This window comes from Amycolatopsis sp. NPDC001319, assembly GCF_042896185.1.
Classification (GTDB): Bacteria; Actinomycetota; Actinomycetes; order Mycobacteriales; family Pseudonocardiaceae; genus Amycolatopsis.
This window is the reverse complement of sequence record NZ_JBIAWY010000001.1, coordinates 836941-857952: the sequence shown is the minus strand read 5'-3', so window position 1 is coordinate 857952 and position 21012 is coordinate 836941. Positions and strand designations below refer to the sequence as shown.

Genomic DNA, 21012 nt, shown 5'->3' with positions numbered 1-21012 from the left:
CGACACGGTCAACCCGCCAGCGCGTCCCGGACGGTGTCGGCCAGCAGGCGGGTGCACCCGGGGGCGCCGGGGTTGAGCAGCAGGTCAACGCCACCTTCGAGCAACGCCGGCAGGTCGCGCGCCGCGACAGGCAGCCAGCCGGCGGCCCGGACGCGGGTGCGGTGCGCCGGGGCGGTGGTGGCGAGCACACACGGGATGTTGTCCGGCGACGGCGCCACCAGCGGCTCGTCGTCCACGTCGAGGGCGACCGACACGGTCGACTCGCGCAGGATCGCGGCGAGCCGGCCGGCGTCGGCGTCACCGCGGGCGACCAGACGAAGCACGGCGTCGAGAGGGTCGCTCGGCGAACCCGGACCCGACGGTTCGTAGGCGGGGTTCGCCTCGAAGCGGCCGACCGCGCCGTCCTCACCGGCCAGCCAGCCACCCACGACGGCGGCCAGCGGCGGGGCCGCGACCTCGGCGCCGTCCTCGGTCGACGACGGCGTCCACGCCGGGTCGACGAGCAGCACCCACTGGTCATTCGCCATCGCCGGCGCCTCCTCCGCTCGCGTGCGGCTCGCCCACCGAGGCGAGGAACGCGTCCTCCGACTCGCTCACCTTGGCGAGCATCGCGTCCTGCTTCGCTGCCTGTTCCTTCATCCGCGCGGCGTACTGCCGGATGTGCTCGGCGGTACGCCAGCGGTTCAGCCACGCCAGGCTGCTCAGGTGCAGGCGCCGCATCACCCACAGCGTGTCGCGGGTCCGCTCCACGCGCTGCTCGAACGTACCCGGCCCGCCGCGCCAGCCCTCCAGCGCGCCGCGCACGGCCTCCTTCAGCACGTCCGGCGCGAACTTCTCCGAGGCGAACGCGCGGATCGCCGTGGCGAGGTCGCGCGCGTAGGACTCGGCGTCCGCGTGGCCCAGGATCTTGCGGAACTGGCCCAGGAACAGGCCGTTGTCCAGCGCGGCGTCGAGGGCGCCATGACGGTCGAGGACCTCGACGGCGTCGGCGGCCCGGCCGACGTCCGTGCCGTGGGCGACCTCGTTGGCCAGGTCCAGCAAGGCCTCACGGCCGGTCTTGGCGAGCAGGGTGTCGGCGACGCCGTGCAGCTGCAGGAGCGTGTACTCCTCGGCCAGCCCGACGGCGACGGCGGTTTCGGCGGCGGACAGCGTGGCCGGTGCCGCGGTGGCGGGCAGCGAGATCGTGGCGAGCGCGTCGGTACCGGGACCGGGGGTGACGATCGAGGCCGCCGCGTGCGGCGTGACACCGGCCGGCGTCAGCTCCGTCAGCTTGGCCTGGACCTGCGCGACGAACTCGGCCCGCACGTCGTCGGGGCCACTGACCTGCACGTGAGGCGCGGGCAGTCCGTCCGCCGTGCGTTCCACTGTGGACTCCGCGATCCACTGCGCGACGGAGTCGTCGAGCGGCAACGGCACCGGCTCAACGCCGAAGTCGCTCGCAGGACCGGGTCCGGTGTTCAGGCGCACGGGCCGGGAAACCGCACCGTCGCGCCAGACGCCCTTGCCCGTCACCGTGAACCGCTCGCGCGCCGATTGCGGCAGCCGGACCTGCTGCCAGCGTCCGTCGACGAGCCGGTGGTCGATCACGTGCTGCACGTCGGCGTTGTGCGAAGCCAGCTCCAGTGCCGCCGTCCACAGGAGATCGGGCTGCTCGTGGCGGGCCACGATGTCGGCGGCAGCCGTGAGGTCGAGCGCCGTCCCGCCCGAGCGCAACGCGCTGACGGCGCCGCTGAGCAGCGCCAGCGTGCCGGTGCGGTCGTCGAGACGCACCGGGCCGACGGGAATCGACGGCCGGTACCACCAGCCGTGTTCGGCAGCCTGGCCCAGCTCGGCGATCGTGCGGCGATCGTCCTCGGTCAGCGCGTGGTCACCCGAAACCAGGTAGGAGACGGCCGGGAAGGTGTCCACGACGTTGTCCGGCGACGGCTTCGGGGTGGCGTGCACCGGAAGGTCCATTCCGGACGAACGCACGTGCTGCGTGAACTCGGCGGCCAGCGCGCCCGACGCGAGCACGAGCGTGGGCGGCCGGTCCGCCGCCTGCGTCAGCTCGGCGCTGCCGCCGGGCGCGGCGTCGATCTTCATGACCACACCGGGTTTCGCACCGCGGTAGCCAGCGAACGGCGCAGACTCCGAGGCGTACGGCTTCCCGTCGACACCGCTGAAAACGGCCGGCGCGTCCAGCGAGAACTCCACCGCGGCACCTTGCGTCGGCCGGAACGAGACGGTGACACCCGAACCGTCGGCGACGCGGATCTTCACCGGCACCCGCGCCAGCAGGTCGCGGTCGCCCAGCTCGCGGCCGAGGTGTCCGGCCAGCTCCCGCGCGGCCTCGCGGGCCCGCGCGCGATCACCACCGGTCACGTGGATCGCGGGCAGCTCACCCTCAACGGCCCGCAACGCCTGCGCCAGCTCGCGCGCGCCGGTCTCCAGTGGACTATCCACATCGGACACCAGCACCGCGTCGTCCGGGTTCCGCAGCGTGGCCCCGTGTTGCACCTCGCCCAGCGCGCGGTGCACCCGGCCCGGATCGATGTCCAGCAGAGCCCGTGCGGAAGCAGGCAACTGCACGTCGTGGTCGGTTGCGGTGTAGGTGTGCCCGTCGGTCACCGTGCGCACGAGCGGCGCCAGCTCCGGGTCCGCCGCGAGGAACGACAACGCGGCATCCCACACCAGGTCCGGGTCCGCGTGGCGGCGCACGGCCGGCTCGACCGCGGTCAGGTGCAGGTCGCCGGCGCGGTTGTACAGCCCGCGCACCAGGCTCTGCACCACGTGCTGGGTCAGCTCCAGCGTCTCGTCGCGCCCCGACACCGGTCGCGTCCCCGCGGCGGGCGGCTTGAGCCAGCTGCCGTCGCTGTTCATCCGGATGTCGGTCATCTCCGGCAGGTCGAACGCCGACGGCAGGCCGATGCGCCGCGCGGTGCCCGACAACGCCGAGGGCCCGGTGCGGACGATGATCGAGTTGCGGTGCACGCGGCCCTGCGGCATCTGGAAGAACACCGGCGGCAGGTCGTACGCCTCGGGCGGCATGAGGTTGCGCTGCGTCTTGCCGTAGTTCTCGCGCACGACGTCGAGGTGCACGCGCGCGAACGGGTGGCCCTTGCTCATCGCGAACGCCGAGTTGGCCACGTTCATGCCGATGCGGTGCGTCGCGTAGCCCTCGCGCGAGGTCGCCGCGTGGAACAGGTCCTCGAGGCTTTCCACCACGTTGTCGCCGTCGGTGTAGAGGCCACCGAAGCGGTTCATCAGCTCCATGCGCAGGATGTCGCTGGCCGCCGCGTAACCCGGACCAGTCAGTTTGCCGGTCTCGGACTGGTAGAACTCGTTGAGCAGCATGGGGTTCTCGCTCGAGAACACCTCGTCGACGTTCACCAGCCGCACGTGGTGCTGCTGCGCCCAGTTCACGAAGTCACGCACGTCGGCGAGCGGGTCGGGGCCCTCGGCCGGCGGCTCCGTGGTCAGCGCGAGCTCGATCTGCGAACGCGGGACGTCCGTCCACAGCACCGGCACCACGCCGTCGTGCAGCCGGGAAGCCGCGCCGCCGAAGTTGTCGCGGAACGCGCTCATCGTGCCGGCGTCACGCAGTGGCCCGCCGAGCCAGATGGCATGCATGAGCAGCGGTGTCGAGGTGGTCTTTTCCAGCGGCTCGACGTCGCCGGGTGCCCAGGCGGACAGCCGGTCGTCGGCGCGCGTGTGCTCGACGGTCCAGTCCCGCAGGTCGGGCAGGTTCGCGGGGTCGGCCAAGTCGCGCAGCACCGGCACGCCCCGGGTGAGGTCGAGCGTGTCCAGCAGCGCGAGGCCCTGGCCCGCGGTGAGGTTCGAATAGTCGTGGCCACGCAGGAAGTCGGGCGGCTCCGGAGCGCGGTAGAAGCCGAACAGGTCGGGGCCGAGCAGCGGCGCGCCGGCGGGCGCCGGGCCGTGGTCGGCCGAGGTCGCGCGCAGGTCCTGCGTGAGCTCGGCGGCGGAGTCGTACGGCGGCAGCTCATCGGGCGCGGCCGTTGCCCGCAGGTACTCGTTGGCCACGGCGGCGAGCAGCTCGGGATCCTCGTGTCGGCCGAGCAGCGCCTGCACCTCGTCGTCGGGCGCGCGGTCGTAGACGGCGTTCACGACCTCGGCCGTCAGGTACAGCGTGCGGGCGCGGTCGGCGAGACGGATCGGGCCGGCCGTGGCGGGAACCCGGGCGTAGCGCCAGTTCTTGAGCAGCGCGTTCGTGAGCTCGTCGACCACGGCGTCGGCGTCGAGCGGACGGCCGAGAGTCTCCCAGTGACCGCCGCGGACCACCGCGGTGAACGCGTCGTCGCGGGCGCCGAAGAGCGGGGCCGACGGTTCGTCATCGGGGCTGTCGTCACGGTGGTTGGCCAGCACGGAGTCGGTGGCCGCGTGGACGATCGACGGCCCGCCACGCGTTTCGAGCGCCGCCTGGAAGTCGTGCGCGACCCCGCCGGGGCCCAGCCGCCGGGCCGCCGCGCACTGGAACAGCGTGACCGACTCCGGCTGCGCATCGGCGAACTCGGGCGACGCGGTGACGATCCGCGCGAGCGTCTCGCCGTCGACGTAGACCTCGCGCCGCGTGCCGTCCGGGCCGGTCACGGCGACCTTCACCCGGGTTTCCTCGCCGTGGCCCGTGACGAGGAACGTGCGGCCCTCGGCCAGCTCGTCGGCCCACGGCGTGCGCACGGGAATGCCGCCGTCGCCAGGGCCACGGCCGCGCAGGTCGTTGGTCGCGCCGGTGGCGAAGGCCCGCATCTCGTCCGGGTCGGCTTCGACCACGAGGTTCTCGCCCCGGGTCTGCTGCAGCCAGGTCTGCACCTTCGTGGCCTCGGCGGGGTCGAGGAACGTCAGCCCGCGCGCGGTGCCGGTGTGGTCGGAAAGCACGGTCGTGGTGACAGCACCGGGCGCGAAGTCGACGGTCACGCCGGGTTCGCCGACGACCTCGCCGGTCAGGCGCGTGTGGTCGGCGCGCACCAGGTGGCCGAACGCCAGGTCCCCGAAGCCGCGCTCGCCCAGCAGGCGCGTGACGTCGGCGTTGAACTGGTCCACGCGGTCCGCGGGCACGGTGACCGGCGGCAGTGGCTCGCCGTCGAGGTGGTGCTCGGCGAGCGTCTCGGCGTAGTGGGTGGCGTCGGGCCGCGTGTGCGTGGTCTCGCGCGCCGGGCCTTCGGTCCACGCGGGGATCAGCCGCGCGGGCCGGGCCAGCTCGTCGGCGCTCCAGGTGCCCTTGCCGGTCACCGTGATCAGGCCCCGCGCCATCGGCGGCAGCGGCACGCGCGTCCACTCGCCGGTGTCCGGGTCGCGGCGGACGTCGACCACGGCGTGCACCGGTGTGTCACCCGAGGCCAGGTGGGTGAGCACGGCCGAGTAGACGACATCGGGCCGTTCGTGGCGGGCCACGAGGTCGTGGACGTCGGTGAGCCGCAGCTCACCGGTGCGGGCGGCGGTGTCTGCCAGCTGGCGCTCCACAGTGGACGCCAGCGCCAACGTGCCGTCGTGGTCGGCCGGCGAGATCGGCCCGGCCGGTGGTTCGGTGCGGGGGCTGGTGTCGAGCTCGCGGACGAGGTCGACGATCGTCTCGTCACCCGGGCGGCCGCCGAACGTCCGGAAGTGCCCGCCGTCCGTGACCGCCGTGAACGCGCCGGTGGAGCCGAGCGCCTTGCCGAGCGTTGTGGTGTCGCGGCCGAACAGGGTGGGTTTCGTGGGCGCGTGCACCGTCGTCGGCCCGCCGAGGTCGCTCAGCGCGCGCTGGAAGTCGTGGGCGACGCCGCCGGGTCCGTCGGTCTGGCCGGTGCTGCAGGCGATGAGCGTGACCGACGACTTCGGCCCGGCCTGCGCGAACGGCGCCGAGCTCGCGACGATCCGCGCGAACGTCTTGCCGTCCACCCGAACGGTCTGCCCGCCGAGCAGCGTCAGCTTCACCGACTGCGGCTTGCCGTGGGCGAAGACGAAGAACGTGTCGCCGGTGTCGCTGCCCCACGGCGCCGCGGACTTCGCCGCCCAGTCGCCGAAGCTCCGTCCGCCCAGGTCAGGCGTGGTGCCGTTGCGGCGTGCCTCGGCGACCACCGGGTCGAGCGTCTTGGACGTCACGCCCTCGTCGAGCGAGGAGACCTCACCGGAGTTGTCGGCGACCCAGTCGTGCTCGACCGCGGACGTCTGCTCGGCGGCCGGCAGGAACGACACGGCGACGACCTTGCCCGAGCGGTCCGTGACCTGGTGCAGCTGGACCTCGTCGACGTCGAAGTCGTACGGCCGGTCCGCGTTGACGTCCCAGCCCGAGATCGTCGCGGGCTCGGTGTCGGGTGCGGTGTCCGGGGCCTCGACGACGTGCTCGGCCGAGCGCGGGTCGAAGCGGGACTCGACCTTCTTGGCCGGCCACACGTGCGTGGCGAGGCGCCAGTCGACCTCTTCCTTGGCCTGCCACCACTTCTTGCGCGCCTCGTCGGCCTTCTCCCGCGCTTCGCGCACGTCGCGCAGGGCGTCTTCGCGGCGGGAGGTGAAGTCGGAATTGTCGTTGCGGTAAGCGTCGAGGACGTCGGCCAGCTGCTCCGCACGGTCCTGCGCGTCCTGGCGACGCTGCACGAGCGCGGGTTGCGCGGTGCGGATGTCGCGCACGCCCTGCTCGGCACGCGCGACCTGGTCCAGCAGCTGCTGCCGCTCGGGCGAGCCCTCGTCGGTGACCGCCGCCAGGGCCAGCGCCTGCTCGGAGACGTCCTGCAGCCGCGTGATCTCCGCATTGCCCTCGCGCAGCTCACGGCCGGCGTCCTTGGCGTCGTTCTCCGCGTCGGTCAGGGCCTGACGCAGCTCACGCGCGGGGTCGGCGTCGGTCTCCACGGCCAGGCCGTTCGCGTCCTCGGCCAACGTCTTGACGCGGTCGCGCCCGTCGAGCCAGCGGTCGTCGGCCTCGTGCTGGGCCGTCTCCACCGCTTCCTCGGCCTTGCGCCAGCTCGCGGCCGCGTCCTTCACCGCGTCCTGCGCCTTGGTGATCGCGTCCGGCAGCGCCTCGCCGAGCAGCTTCTCGAGGTCCACATCGGACATTCGCACGAGCGCCGACGCCGGCACCTTCACCTCGACCGCCGCCGTGCGGCCGCGGCCGAGGTCGGCGACCACGCGGTACTCCACGTCGAACCCGACGAGCCCGCTGCGGCCCTTCGGCTTCGCGACGGTGGACCGCTGTCCACCCGCGACAGTCGCCGTCGGATCGCTCATCGCCGCCGGGTTGCGGATGTCCGCGCCGCTCCACGAATGCGAGTTGTCCTTCGGGTCGGTGATGCCGCCGACGCCGGGCATGTACTGGTTCTCGCCGCTGAGCGCTTCCTTCGCCTCGCCCGTGAACGTGGCCGTGGTCTGGTCGGTGCGCTCCAGCTTCACGGTGTCGCTCAGTGCCGTGAGGTCCGGGTTGACCAGGCGCGAGTAGACCTTCACGCTGCCGTGGCCGTTCTTGATCAGCGACGCTTCGTGCAGGTCGGGCGAGGCGAGCGGGCCGTCGAGCATGGCCGGCAGGTGCCCCTGGAGGACCTCGTTGGTCAGCGACGTGACCAGCGTGTTGTTCGCGCCGGTGCCCGGGCCGGTGAGGCCGCTGCCGGCGCCCGCGAGCCGCAACGCACGCACAGCCCCGGCCTGCACGGCAGCCGACCCGCGTACGCCCTCGGTGTGCGCCGACGGCGGCAGCTTGCCCACGCCCTGCGCCTGCCATTCGGCGAGCTTCTCGGGCGTCGTGTCGGCGGCGGTGAGCTCGGTGGTTCGCGGCGCGTACGCCTTCGGGGCCTGGCCCTCGGTGCTGATCTGGTGGTCGTCGGCCGCCGAGCGCACGGTCACGTTCGCGTTCTGCTCGGTGACCGGGTACGTCTTGCCGCCGCGCTGCACCACGAGCTCGAACTTCAGCTGGTGGCGGTAACGCACGGCCGGGCCGCTCTGCGAAGCCTTGCTGCCCTTGGTCGTCGCGGTGGCCGACACCGTCTGGTCGGTCTTCGTCTTGGAACCGGAAACGCCGAGCGTGAGCCCTTCGTAGCCGCTCACGTCCGGCTTGGTGTCGCTGAACAGGCCGCGCCCGGCGCCGCGGAACTGGCCGCCGTAGGACGAGCCGTGGCCGGCGTTCTCCTTGTCCGTCTCGGCGGCGCTCACGACGTGGTCGATCTCGCCACCGTCGTGGACGACGTCGAGGAACTCGGTGTCGGTGATCGTCGCCTTGAGCAGCACCTGGTAGGTGTCGGTGGACAAGACGCCGGCGTCGTGCAGCAGCAGCGGCGCGCCACCGTCGAGCGCACTGTCCACAAGGGACGTGACGGCGTCGGGTGAGGCGAGGTCGAGCGTGCGCTGCAGGTTGGTCATCGAGTCGTCGAGCACCGACTTCGGCAGCAGCTTGTCGCCGGTGCGGCCCAGCGCGGTGCGGGCGTCGCGCACCAGCTGCGACAGGTCGGGCGCGTCCTCGATCACGGCGGCGCCCAGCGCGCTGGACTCGCGGCCGACGAGCGCGGGCGGCGCCATCTTGCCCGGCGGCGCGGTGCGCGGCTCGACCTCCGGCAGCAGGCCCTGCTCGCGGGCCTGGTCCTCGGACATGCGCACGTACACCGCGCCGGGCAGCTTCACGTCGGCGCCGGCCCGCGAGGTCGAGCCGTTGACCAGGCTCTCCTGGCGGGTCTCGGCGACCAGCCGCACGTCGGCGTCGTACTGCACAAGCACGGTGCGGCCCTTGGCGTTGGCGCGGTTGAGGTGGTCGACGCTCGCGCTGACCTCCGTGGAGCTGCCCGACGTGCGCGTCCACGGGCTCCACTTGGCCGACGCGTAGACCTGGCCCTGACCGTGGGCCGTGGCCATACTGCCGTCCGGCCGGATGGTGACACCGAGCTGCACGTTGCCCTCGAGCGCCTGCTTGTGCGTCTGCTCGAACGCGGCCTTCGCGCCACCGGCGAACGTGGTCTCGCTGCCGCCCGCGTCGGACGCCACGACGACCTTCGGGTTGCTGAGCGCCACGTTCATGCCGAGCCCGCCGACGCGGTCGGCCACGCGCCGTTCGTAGCGGAACCCGCCGGCCCGCGCGCCCTGGCGCAGGAACTTCGGCAGCCCGCCGCGGAACGTCTCGGGCGAGAACATGCGGTCCACGCGCTTGCGGGCCTCGCCGCCGGACAGGCCGAGCACGCCGTCGCCGTCGGACGCGCGTTCCAGCTGCCGCAGGGCCTCGTCACGGAGGGCCTCGGTGTTGGTGAACGCCTCGACGTGCAGGAACTTCGGCTGGTCGGGCTTGGGACCGGCCAGCAGGTCGTCGATGGTCGGGGTGTCGTTCTTGTTGAGCACGGTGGTGCCGGGCTTGCCGGGCAGGAAGTCGCCGGGGTCCTTCTTCAGCGCGGAGCCGTCGTTGACCCACAGGTCGACCTTGCCGGAGATCTTCGGCAGCGCCGGGTCGCCGGTTTTGGCCACAGTGGACACCTTGGGCGTCGCGCGGAACGGCGAGCCGGGCGTCAGGCGCTTCACCCACGGGCGGTTGCGGGTGTAGCTGGTGATCTCGACGTCGAACTCCACGTCGTGCTCGAACACCTGCGCGTCGGGGCTGCCGGAAAGGCTCGTGGTGGTCGTGACCGTGGGGCCGCCGGAGTTCTTCCAGGTGTACGCGTCGGAGTACTGGATCGGCACGACCGCGGGGCTGAGGCTGGAGGTCGCGATCGACGTGGGCTGCGGGATGACCATGCGGCCTTCCAGCCCGACCGACCAGCTCTTGTCCACAGTGGTCGCGCTGCTCAGCGACGGCGCCGTGGCGACCGAGCCCTTGACCGAGCGTCCGGTGGCCTGCCCGAGGTGCCGGCCCGGCGACAGCTTGGCCTTCACCGTGACGCTGATGTACTCGTCGGTGAACAGGCCGCGCCGCTTGAGCTGCACGGACACACCCGGACCCAGCAGAGTGTCCATTTTGGCCTTGAGCGCGGCCGGCGAGAACGTGGCCGTGAGCTTGCGCAGGTTGGCGAAGCGCTCGGCGATGTCGCGGCTGGAGCTCTTGTCGTCGGCCTGGAACTTGTCCCAGCGCGGCAGGAACTTCTCCATCCCGGGCCGGTCGCGCAGCGCGCTTTCGATCTGCGGCTGCACCTTCGCGGCCGGGCTGAACGAGCCCGTGCGCACGTGGCCCGCGGCGGCGGCCGCGGCGAGGTAGGGCGGCTCGTACCGCTTGCCGACGTCGGTGAGCTTGTCGCGGGTGTCGCCCGGCACGGGCAGGCCCTGGGCCTTCGCCTCGGGCAGGCCCATGCGGACGTACGCGGTGGCCTCGACGGTCTCGACCTCGCCGGCCGAGGTGACGACGTCGACGTCCACCTTCACCTTGTAGATCCCGATGTCGCCCTTGGCCTCGACCGTGTTCTTCGCCGTGACGCCGGTGCCGCCCGTCGCCGTCTCGGTGACCTTCGAGGACACCGTCCCGCTGACGCCGACGAGCCCACTGACCGTGCCCGGCAGGTAGGAGCCACCGCCGACCGTCACGGCCAGGTCCATTCCGGACTTCGACGCCGCCGCCGTGGCCCCGCCGTTCACCGACGAGTCGTTGAACCGCAGCTCGCTGTCGCCCGGCACCACGCCGACGAGGTCGACGTCCTTCGGCCGCGCCTGCAGCTGCACGGCGTCGCGGTGGCTGCCGTGGGGGCTGAGCAAGTCGCTGGACACGACCGGGCCACCCTGCAGCGCGGTGCCCAGCACACCGCGGATGCCGCCGCCGCTGACGAACTCGCGCAACGCCTGCCGCCCCGGCGCGCCGAACTTGGTGACCGACGGGTGCAGCCGCTTGGCCACCTTGTCGAACAGCGCCTGCTCGTCGAGCAGCACGGCCTCGGGCGCGAGCAGCTCGATGTTCTCGGCCCAGTCCGGCTTCGGGTCGCCCTTGGCCTCGGCGTCCGGCTTGAGGTTGCCGAGGTCCTGCGACCAGAGCAGCGAGACCTTGCCGTCCACAGTGGAGCCGGTGAGCCCGCCGACCTGGTCGGTGACGGTGATCGAGTACTTCACGTTGACGTCGGCGCCGTCCACGTCGCCCGCCGAGCGCACCACCCGCTGCTCGGTACCGGTGACGGTGGACGTGTGCGTCTGCGCCGCCGTCGCGAGCTGAACCGTGGGCGCGACGGACACGTAGGCGCCGGGCGGGATCAGCGCGAAGTACGACGTGCCGACGGTCCGCGCGATCGTGTCGTTCTGGCCTTGGGCGTGCGTGGCCTGCGTCTGGTCGTTGACGTCGCTGATCGTGGCGTGCGGCTGCTTCGCGATCGCGTCGGCCGGCACCGCGTCCAGGTCGAGCTCGGCCCGCACGTGGACCTCGTACCACTTCTCGCCGACGCGCACCATGGACTTGCGCCCCGGCCCGAGGAACGACTCGAAGGCGGCGCTGTCGAGCGTGCCGGTGATGGCGTCGATGCCCACCGGATCCGGCGGGTTCCGGCGGGAGTCCAGCGAGGTGACCAGGCGCTTGATGGTGTCGCCGACCTGCTTCACGCCCTGCGGGTTCACCGGCACGAGCGAGCCGAGGGCCTGGCCCTTCTTGGCGTACTCGGGCAGCCGGTCGGTGAGCGAGCGGGTGTCGGGCGCCGGATCGTCGTCGGCGACGGTGACGACACGCTCCTGCTCCGCGGTCCCCTCCAAGCCCGGCTTCTCGCCGAACGTCTCGACGGTTTTCCTGGTACCGACATAGGTCTCGCGACCGTCCACTTCGGTCTTGACGACGTGGACCGGGCGACCGGTTTCAGGGCCGTGGCTCGTCCACGTACCGTCGGAGCCGAGCACGTGGACGCGAACGCCACCTGCCGTCGCGATCGCGTCGGGGTCGGTGAGAGCCGACGCGTTTTCGAGCGCGGTGGTGATCCGCGCGTGCTCGTCCGGCGCGTCCTGCGAGATGCTCTCGGCCACGGCGAGCCGGAAGTTCTCCGGGCCGTGCGCGCCACCGACGAGCACGCTCTCGAGCCCGTGGCTGTTCAGCTGGGTGTTCTGCGCCGGGGAAAGCGCCGATCGCGGAACGAGCGTGGCGTGATTCGCGGGCCCGGTGGTGGCGCCGGTCGGTCGGCTCGGGGCCGACGCGGGTGTGTGCCGGCTGCCGCGCGGGCGCGCGTTCGACGGCCGGTAGCCGTAGTAGCTCTCGAACTGCTTCGGCGCCGTGATGTGCGAGTCGGACGACCACTTCCGATTCTCGTTCGTGTACTTGTCCCGGTAGAGGTACTCGATCCGCCCGCCCGTCTCCGCGGCGAACGCCATCATCAGTGACTGGCACGACACGCACGGCTCCGACTCGCCGCTGATCCGCAGCGTGCGGCCGTTGCCCATCAGCGCGCGCACCGACGGATCCCGGATGATCTTCGCCTCGGTGTGGCTGATCTTGCGCCGCATGTGGTCGGGCAGGTGGTGCGAGGTCGGGTCCTCGCCGCTTCGCCACGTGGTGGCGGGTGTCAGGGCCTGACCGGAGTAGGAGTCGACCACCTGGGCCGTCGCGTGGTGGCGGCCCGCCTTGTTGCCACCGCCCCCGCCTTCGAAGTTCACGGGCAGCTGGACGTCGAACGGGTCGTCGTCGAGCGGCCGGATCCGCGTGTGCGGGCTCAGGCGCGCCGACGACGGCGCCGGGTTCATGATCCGCGCCTGGTTGTACAGGTCGCTGCTCGACGGCCCCTGGTACCGGATCGGGTTCAGGTCCGGCGAGGGCGGCAACGGCAGTGGCGGCTGCGGGTTCGGCGAGTACTTGGCGCTGTTGAGCGAGCTGTGGTCGGGCTTGTAGTAGTAGAACGGGTCCGACTGGCTGTGCCATGCGGGCGGCGGCGGGCCTTGCTGTGCCCACGCCGGAGGCGGCGGCCCCTGCTGCGCCCACGCGGGAGGCGGGCCGTAGGGATTCCCGTACGGGTCGGTGCCCCAGCCGTGCGCCGGCGCGGACGACGGCGTGTGCAGGCCCGGCCCTTTGCCGGATTCCGGAGTGCGAGTCGACGGCCCGGCGGTGTCACGGGCCGGCCCGTCCGAATCGTGGCCCTGGGCGGCCAGCCCGTGGTCGTGGATCAGGGCGCCCGTGGAGACGTCGTGGATCTTCGCCAGGTTGTCCGGGGTCAGCGACGAGTCCGACCAGGCGTTCTTGCCCATCACCCCGGGCTGGTTCTCGCGGTTGAACAGCAGGGCGCCGTCCTTATAACCCTCGCCCAGACCGAGGAAGTGCATGACCTCGTGGGTCAGGCCTCCGCGCGGGTCGCGCACGTCCCAGTTCAGCTGGTTCGTGGGCAGCCAGCCGTGGGAGTCCTTCGGGCCATCGTCCACAGTGGAATCGTGGACGTCGACCGGGACGCTGCGGGAAGGCTCCGCGGTCCAGCGGTCGTCGTCGGGATCCACGGACTCGTTCGCGTGCGCGTCGATCCGCACGTGGAGCTGGTCGCCGTTCGGCAGCGTGTAGCGCTGGTTGACCGTGCGGTCCAGGTGCTCCTGCAGGTCCTGCGCGAGGTTGTGGCGTGCGTCGACCGAGACAGAGCCTGAAGCGGAAGTGAGGTCCACGGGCACGGTGAACTCACGCACCCACTTGCCCGGCGACGTCTCGAACCGGCGCACGTCGTAGCGGATGTGTGTGACGGCGCCCTCGAGCTGGCCTCCGCGCAGGCCCTCGCGGTTGCCGTCGAATTGGTCCGCGATCGCCTTCTTCGGGTCGAACCGCTCCGACACGAACCGCGACGGCCGGGCCGTGTCTCGGCGCTCGCCCCAGGTCTGTGGCCCGGGCAGATCTGCGGGCCGGGTGGTCTGCGACGTCGTCGTCGAGTCGCGATCCGGCGCCGACGCGTGACCGCCGGGGTACTGGCCGGGCCGGTATCCGTAGTAGTCCTTGAACTGCGCGGGTGTGGAGATGTAGTCGGCCGAGCTCCAGCGCCGGTTCTCCCCGGTCACCTTGTCGCGGTAGACGTAGTCGATGCGGCCGCCGTTCTGCGCGGCGAAGTTCGTCATCAAGGTCCGGCACGAGGTGCACGGTTCCGATTCGCCGCTGATCACCAACGTCCGTCCGCGCCCGAACGTCGCGCGGACGTCGGGGTCGCGGATGATCTTCGCCTCGGTGTGGCTGATGTTGCGCCGCTCGGACTGCGACATCCCCAACGACGTCGGGTCGTCACCGCTGCGCCACATGGTCTGCGGCGTCACCGCCTGGCGGGTGGCGTCGTCGAACACCTGGGCCGTCGCGTGGTGGCGGCCCTTCTTGTTCAGGCTTCCGGAGGCTTCGAAGTTCGCCTGCGTCTGCACGTCGAACGGGTCGTAGTCGAGCGGGCGGACTCGCAGGTGCGGGCTCAGCCGCTGCGACCCCGGAGCGCCCGGCATCGCAATCGCCTTGTGGTACAGCTTGTTCTTGCCCGGGCCGAGGTACGGGATCGGGTTCGGGTCCACGACCGGCGGCAACGGCAGCGGCTGTGCGTTCGGCGAGTACTCGTCGTCCGATTCCGTGCTCTGGTGGGGCTTGTAGTGCTGGAACCGGTTCTGCTGCCCGTGCCACGCCGGCGGCGCGGGCGTCTGCTGGCCCCACGAATGCGGCGGCGGCAGGTGGTTCTGCGTCAGCCACGCGGGCGGTTGCTGCTGCGGCTGCACCCACCCCGGTGGCTGCTGTTGCGGCGCGTACTGGCTGGGCGGCGGGCCGTAGGAGGTCTGAGGTGTGACGTACGGCGAGTGGTACCCGCCGTAGCCGGGGTCCCAGTTGTGTGTCGGAGCGGCTGCGGGGGTGTGGCGGTTGCGCTGCGCCGGTGTCGGGTCCGTCGGTGAGTGCGGTGCGGGGCCGACGTCGCTGACGCGCATGCTCTTCGCGGTGTTCAGCAGGTTCGTCAGGTGCTCCGTCGGGTGGCCGCCGAGCCGGGCGTTGTGGATCTGCTGCTCGAGGTGGCTCTCGATGGACAGCAGGTCGTGGGGCGTGACCGAGGTCCAGCCGTGCGCCTGGGGGTCGTTGCCCACGTGCAGCCCGTAGACGGTGAGCGCTGCGGCCTTGTCCTGTTCCAGCTGGCTGACCTGGTCCTGGAGGCGGCGCAGCCGGCGAGTCAGGAAGTCCTGCTTCGACTCGCGGATCTCCTGGTCGTGCACCATCGAGCCGGTCTTGAAGCTCTTGGGCAGGTAGTCCGAGATGCTCGTGAGCTCCTGCAGGTTGCGGGCCGCCTCGTGGATCATGGTCGACAGGTCGTCGCGGCGCTGGTCGAAGCCGCCGGTGAGCGCGATCCGGTCGAGGTCCAGCATCTTGTTCACGGCGGACAGGCGGTCGGGATCATCGCCGTGGATGATCTTCAGCGCCTCCAGCCCGGACTGGTCCATGCCGTAGAGCGAGGCCACGAACGCGTCGTGCTCCTGGCGCGGAGTCAGATTCGGCGCCGGGGTGGGAGTCGGCGACGTCCCGATGTCCGGCGAAGTCTCAGTGTCCGGCGAGGTATCGGTGTCCGGTGTCGGGTCCGAGTCGTGGCCGGTGCGCGAAGGCCCGGGGTCGGGGCGCGGTCCGCCGTCGTGCGCCTGCTCGGCCGCCGCCCGCGCAGCCTTGCCGGCGGTGGTCTTGCCCTCCAGGCTCTGCATGTTCGTGAAGATCCGCGCGGCCCGGTGGAACCGGTCGCGGTAATCGGAGTGCGTGATCAGCCCGATCTTGCGCTGGACATCGGCCAGGTGCTGCTCGCCCTCGTGGATCTTGGTGTCGAGGTCGGCGCGGAACTCGGCGTTCCCGGTGGAGTCGAAGTAGCCGAGGAAGCTCCACACCCCTGTCGGCAGCGCGACGTCGGCCTGGACCTGGCGCATCTCCGAGAGCGATTCGTCGAGGCTGGTCATCATCTGCTCGAACTGGTCGACGCCCTTGGCCGCGACCAGGCCGGCCAGCCGGCGCACCTCCGGCTCGTTCTGCACGCGCTGTTGCAGCATCTTCAAGTGCGTGGTGTCGAACCCGGCCTTGTCCGCGGCGGCGATCCGCTGCTGCAGGTGGGTGTCAAGGCGGTTGAGCTGGTCGGTGGTCAGCTTGGCGAGGTTGTCGGCGTTCGGCCCGGCGACGTGGTTGTCGAGCAGGTGCATCGTGGCGAGGGCGTTCGCGTCCTTGGCGAGCGCCGTGATCCGCTCACCGAGGTCCTGCTGCACCGTCTCCAGGCTCTTGATGTGCTGCCGGCGTAGGTGTTCCCGCTGCTGCTGTTCCTTGTTCTGGAGGATCTTCGGCACGATGGTGCCCTCGGCCCGCGCCTGCTGCAGCCGGGTGCGGACGTCGTTGTACTTGTCGCGCAGCTCCTTCGCGAACGCCTCCGGCCCGCCCTCGTGCGCCACCGCCTGCTTGAGCCGCAGCGCCCGGTCCGCGATGCTCGCGAGCTCCTGGTCCTGCCGACTGGTGTTGAGGTCGACGACGACGTCGCGGACCTGGTCCACGTTCAGGTCGCTCAGCGAGGCCTCGAACCCGCTCACGAAGTCCTGGCGCGACGGACCGCCGAGTGCGCCGTACTGCCCGTTCTGCGTGCGGACCCGCACCTCGGGACGCCCCGCCGGCCCGTATTCCGATCGCCGGCCCGGCCCGCCGCGCTCCACGATCAGACGCACGTCGAGGGCTCGCGCGACGGTGTCCGGCAGCCGCTTCCCGACGTGGGAGTCCTGCCACGACGGCGTCTGCAGGCCCTTCGTCACCAGCTCGGCCGAGGTCGGGAGAGCACCCTTCCCCGTGACCTCGTCGACGATGTGGTCGAGGACCTGGCGGTCGCCGGTGTTCACAGTGGACGCATCGGTGTCGAGCGCCGCGCGGACGCTCTGCCAGTGCTGCGGTGACGGGCTCGCCAGCTGGTTCGCGAGCGCCTTGCGCCAGTTGCGGACGTGGCCGGCGTCGTCGTTGTCACCGCGCTCGGGTTCGAGTTCGGGGGCGACGTCCTTGAGCTGGCTCGGTGTGAGCTGCTTCGCCGCCCAGTCACCGAGGCCCTTGTCGGTGAGTGAGGTGAATTCGAAACCGCCGGGGTTCGCCTCGACTTCGGCGACCACCGCGTCAGTGGCGGTCTTCACCTCGGCCTTGGTGAGGAACGGTTTCGCGCTGTCGACGTCGACGCCCTGGAACCGTGAACTGCGCAGCGCCGCCTCGACGAGCCCGACCTCGCCCACGTTCGGCAGGTGGACTTCGGGGCCGCGGACGTTCTGGTCGGTGTTCGAGTTCGTGAACGTGCCGGGCATGGTGTTCGAGCCGGTGTCGGTGTTCCTGGCCGGCGCCTGGGCCGGGGTGTGGAGGTTGCGCGGCGGTGCCTGCGCGGTGCCCTGGACCGAGGTGCGGGTGTTCATCCGGCCGAGACCGTCGATGAGGGCGGTGCGGGTGCCCACCGTCATGGCCGCGAGCTTCTTGCCCTGCTCGGGGTTCGTCCGCATCCCCTTGACGAGGGCTTTCTGCTCGTCGCTCGAGAGGTTCGCGGCGACGTCGGACATGTTCTTCGGTTTCGCCGGCAATGGGCCCGCCGGGTCGAGGCCGTGGAACGCGGCCTTGGCGGCGATCTTCGCGAGGTTCGGGTCGAGATCGGTGTGGTTGCCGAGGTAGTGCCCGACCTGGTCGGCCCACGTCGTCTCGTTCGCGTGGCTCTGGGTCAGTTTGGTGACATTCGCCGGATTCGCGCCGACCTTGGCCGCGATCCGGGTGCCGTCGGTCTTGATCGCCAGGCTCGAATCGAACTTCGCCATGTCGCGAACGTGGCCGTCGTAGTCCCAGGCGGCCTTGCGTTGCTTGAGGACGGAGTCGACCAGGCCCTGCCCCTCCTTGGCGCCGTAGTCGAACCGGCCGGTGTTCGGGTTCTCGGTGCCGAACGTGGCATCGTTCTCCAGCTTGTCGCCGTTGACCCGGACGAACGTGTTGGGTTCGGGGAAGTAGACGCTGCGCGAGTCGACGTCGGCCAGCGCCTTCCGGATGTCGAGGTCGAGCTCGGCCGCGGACTTCGCGAGCGCGGTGTCGTTGTCGCGCACGCGGTAGCCGCCGCTGATCACTTCCGGCGGGCCTTCGGGGTTGTTCTTGACGGTCGTGTTCACCGCGTCGAAGAGCGGCCCGTTGTCGGTGTTCAGGGAGTCGACGTCGGCGTCGCCGGTGTGGAGGTAGACCTCGTTGTCGCCGCCCTTGCCGCGGATCTGCGTGATGAGGTCGGTGGTCACGGGGTTGCGGACGATCGTCTCGCGGATCCCGCCGTAGGGGATCGACTTCTGATCGATGACGTCAGTGGTCGGGTTCTTCCAGGTGAAACCGACCACTGCGACCGGGAAGCGATTGTCCCAGTTCTGCTGGAAGTCCTGGATCTTCTGCGTGATCGTCGCATCGTGGCCGGCGACGCCGTTGATGCCGATGACCAGGCCGAAGCGGCCCTCATGGGAGTTACCGTCGAAGCCTTCGGAGTACTTCTTCGCGAGGGCGTTGAGGTCGTCGCCGGTGGTCGCCGCGACGGTCGCGACCACGCCCACGCTGTGCTGGTTACCGGCGTTGCGGTTGCCGACCGTGCCGATGATGCCGGACTCGTGAACGGTCTTGAACTGGAAGTTCTTCTGCGCCTGCTTGAAATCGTCCTTGCCGCCGGTGGTGGGCGGGACCTTGCCGGCGTTGTTCCCCGAACCCGGGCCGGGAGCCGGCGTGTTCTTCGGCTTCGGGGCCGCGGCCGGGGTGTGGCGGTTCTGGCCCACGGCGGTGTGCTGCCCGATGTCCGACCGGCTGTCGTTCGGGGTCGGGCCGCGCTCGGCGCCGAGGTGGTGGTCGCGGATGTTCGCCTGGTTGGAGATCTCCTCGATCTTGGCCAGGTTGTCCTTCGTCAGCGTCGAATCGGTCCAGGCGTCGGGCCCCATCACGCCGGGCTGGTCTTGACGGTTGAAGAGGAGGTCGCTGTTCCGGTAGCCCTCCCCCAGGCCGAGGAAGTGCATGACCTCGTGGGTCAGCCCCGTGTTCTCGTCGTGGACGTCCCAATTCGTCTGGTTGGTCGACGGCGGGTTCTTGTCCACAGTGGAATCGTGGACGTTGACGGGGACTCCGCGTTTCGGATCCGCGGTCCAGCTGTCGTCGTTCGGGTCGACGTTGTCGTTCGCGTGCGCGTCGACCGTGACGTGGAACTGGTCGCCGTTCGGGAGGGTGTACTGCTGGTTGACGGTCTCGTCGAGGTGGTTCTGCAGGTTCTGCGCGAGCTGGTTGCGGGTGTCGAGCGAGACGGAACCCGTCGAGGACGTGAGGTCCAGCGGCACGGTGAACTCGCGCACCCAGTTGCCCGGCGACGTCTCGAACCGCCGGACGTCATAGCGGATGTGCGTGACGGCGCCTTCGAGCTGGCCACCCTTGAGTCCTTCGCGGTCACCGTCGAACTGGTTCGCGATGGCCTTCTTGGGGTCGAACCGCTCCGACACCAATCGCGACGGCGGGGCGGTGTCGCGTCGACCACCCCATTCCTTCGGACCAGGAAGGTTCTTCGTGGACGTGTTGGCCTGGTGTTGCGTGTCGGTCGTCGTGCGGTTCGGCGGCGCCTCGGACGAGGTCTGACCGGGGTGCCCGCCGAGGTTCCGGATGAGGGCCTGGCGGGTGCCCAGGGTGAGGCCGAGCAGCTTCTTGCCGTCTTCGGCGTTCTGCTGCACGCCCTTCATGAACGCCTTGCGCTCCGCCGGCGGCAGGTTGGCTCCGAGGTCGCCGAACTTCGTGGGCGCCTTCGGCATGGGCCCGGGTGGGTTGATGCCGTCGAACGCCACCTTCGCGGCGGTCTTCGCGAGGTTCGGGTCGAGGCTGGTGTGGTTTTCCAGGTAGTGACCGACCTGGTCCGCCCACGTCGTCTCGTTGGCGTGGCTCTGCGTCAGCTTGGTGACGTTCGCCGGGTTCGTACCGACCTTTCCCGCGATGCGCGTGCCGTCGGTCTCGACGGCCAGATCGGAGTCGAACTTCGCCATGTCGGTGAGGTGACCGTCGTAGTCCCAACCCGCTTTGCGCTGGGCCAGAACGGAATCGACCAGACCCTGGCCTTCCTTGGCCCCGTAGTCGAAGTTGCCCGTGTTCGGGTTCTTCGTGCCGAACGTCGCGTCGTTCTCCAGGCGGCCGCCGTTGAGCCGCACAAAGGTGTTCGGCTCCGGGAAGTAGACGCTGCGCGAGTCGACCTTCGCCATCGCGTTGCGGACGTCGAGGTCGAGCCGCGCGGCATTGTTGGCATTGACGCCATCGCCGGGACGGACACCGTAGCCGCCGCTGATCACCTCCGGCGGGCCCTCGGGGTTGTTGCTGACGGTGGTGTTCACCGCATCGAACAGCGGACCGTTCTTGGTGTTCAGCGAGTTGACGTCGGCGTCGCCGATGTGCAGGTAAACCTCGTTGTCGCCGCCGTTTTCGCGGATCTGCTGGACCAGGCTCTCCGTGACGGGGTTGCGGACGATCGTTTCCCGGATCCCGCCGTAGGGGATCGACTTCTGATCGATGATGTCGGTCGTCGGGTTCTTCCACGTGAACCCGACCACCGCCACCGGGAAGCGGTTGTCCCAGTTCTGCGTGAAATCCTGGATCTTCTGCGAGATCGCCGCATCGTTGCCAACGCCGTTCAGGCCGATGACCAACCCGAAACGGCCCTCGTGGGAATCCCCGTCGAAGCCGCCGGAGTACTTCTTCGCGAGATCGATGAGATCATCGCCGGTGGTCGCCGCGACGGTCGCGACCACGCCCACACTGTTCTGATTGCCGGCGTTGCGGTTGCCGACCGTGCCGATGATGCCGGTCTCATGGACAGTCTTGAATTGGAAGTTCTTCTGCGCCTGCTTGAAATCGTCCTTGCCGCCGGTGACGGGCGGGACCTTGCCGACGTTCGGGCCAGGGCCGGTGCCGGTGTTGCTGGCGTTGGCACTGGTGCTCGCGAGGGCCGCCGGGGTGCCCCGCTTCGGCTTCGGCGCCTGCGCGGGAGTGTGGCGGCCAGCGGATTTCGGGGCGGGGGTATGGCTGGTCTTCGGGTTCGGGCTGGTGTTGGCGTTCGTGTTCTGGTTGGCGTTCGTGTTCTGGCTGGCGTTCGTGTTCTGGCTGGCGTTCGTGTTCTGGCTGGCGTTCGTGTTCTGGCTGGCGTTCGTGTTCTGGCTGGCGTTCGTGTTCTGGCTGGCGTT

3 protein-coding genes are annotated in these 21012 nt (G+C 70.7%); 1 reads left to right on the top strand and 2 read right to left on the bottom strand.

What is annotated here, in order from left to right; all coding sequences use genetic code 11:
• Positions 1 to 8: 8 nt before the first annotated feature.
• Together ACFY1H_RS03985 and ACFY1H_RS03980 are read right to left on the bottom strand one after the other, a co-directional pair.
• Positions 9 to 527: a type VII secretion system-associated protein gene (locus ACFY1H_RS03985; protein ID WP_366580527.1), complete on the bottom strand. Its 519-nt coding sequence runs from the start codon at positions 525 to 527 to the stop codon at positions 9 to 11.
• The gene (locus ACFY1H_RS03980) at positions 517 to 20580 is read right to left on the bottom strand and encodes a TcdA/TcdB catalytic glycosyltransferase domain-containing protein (RefSeq protein ID WP_386944421.1); all 20064 of its coding nucleotides are present in this window, start codon (positions 20578 to 20580) and stop codon (positions 517 to 519) included. The genes ACFY1H_RS03985 and ACFY1H_RS03980 overlap by 11 nt, the downstream gene beginning before the upstream one ends.
• Before the next feature lie 16 nt (positions 20581 to 20596).
• On the opposite strand from ACFY1H_RS03980, the gene ACFY1H_RS03975 reads away from it, so the two are divergent.
• Positions 20597 to 21012 (top strand): hypothetical protein (locus ACFY1H_RS03975; protein ID WP_386944419.1); only part of this gene is annotated, 416 nt, incomplete at its 3' end.

Coding starts and splice junctions, on each gene's coding strand:
- ACFY1H_RS03985 (WP_366580527.1), bottom strand. CDS start 527: ATGGCGAATGACCAGTGGGTGCTGCTCGTCGACCCGGCGTGGACGCCG.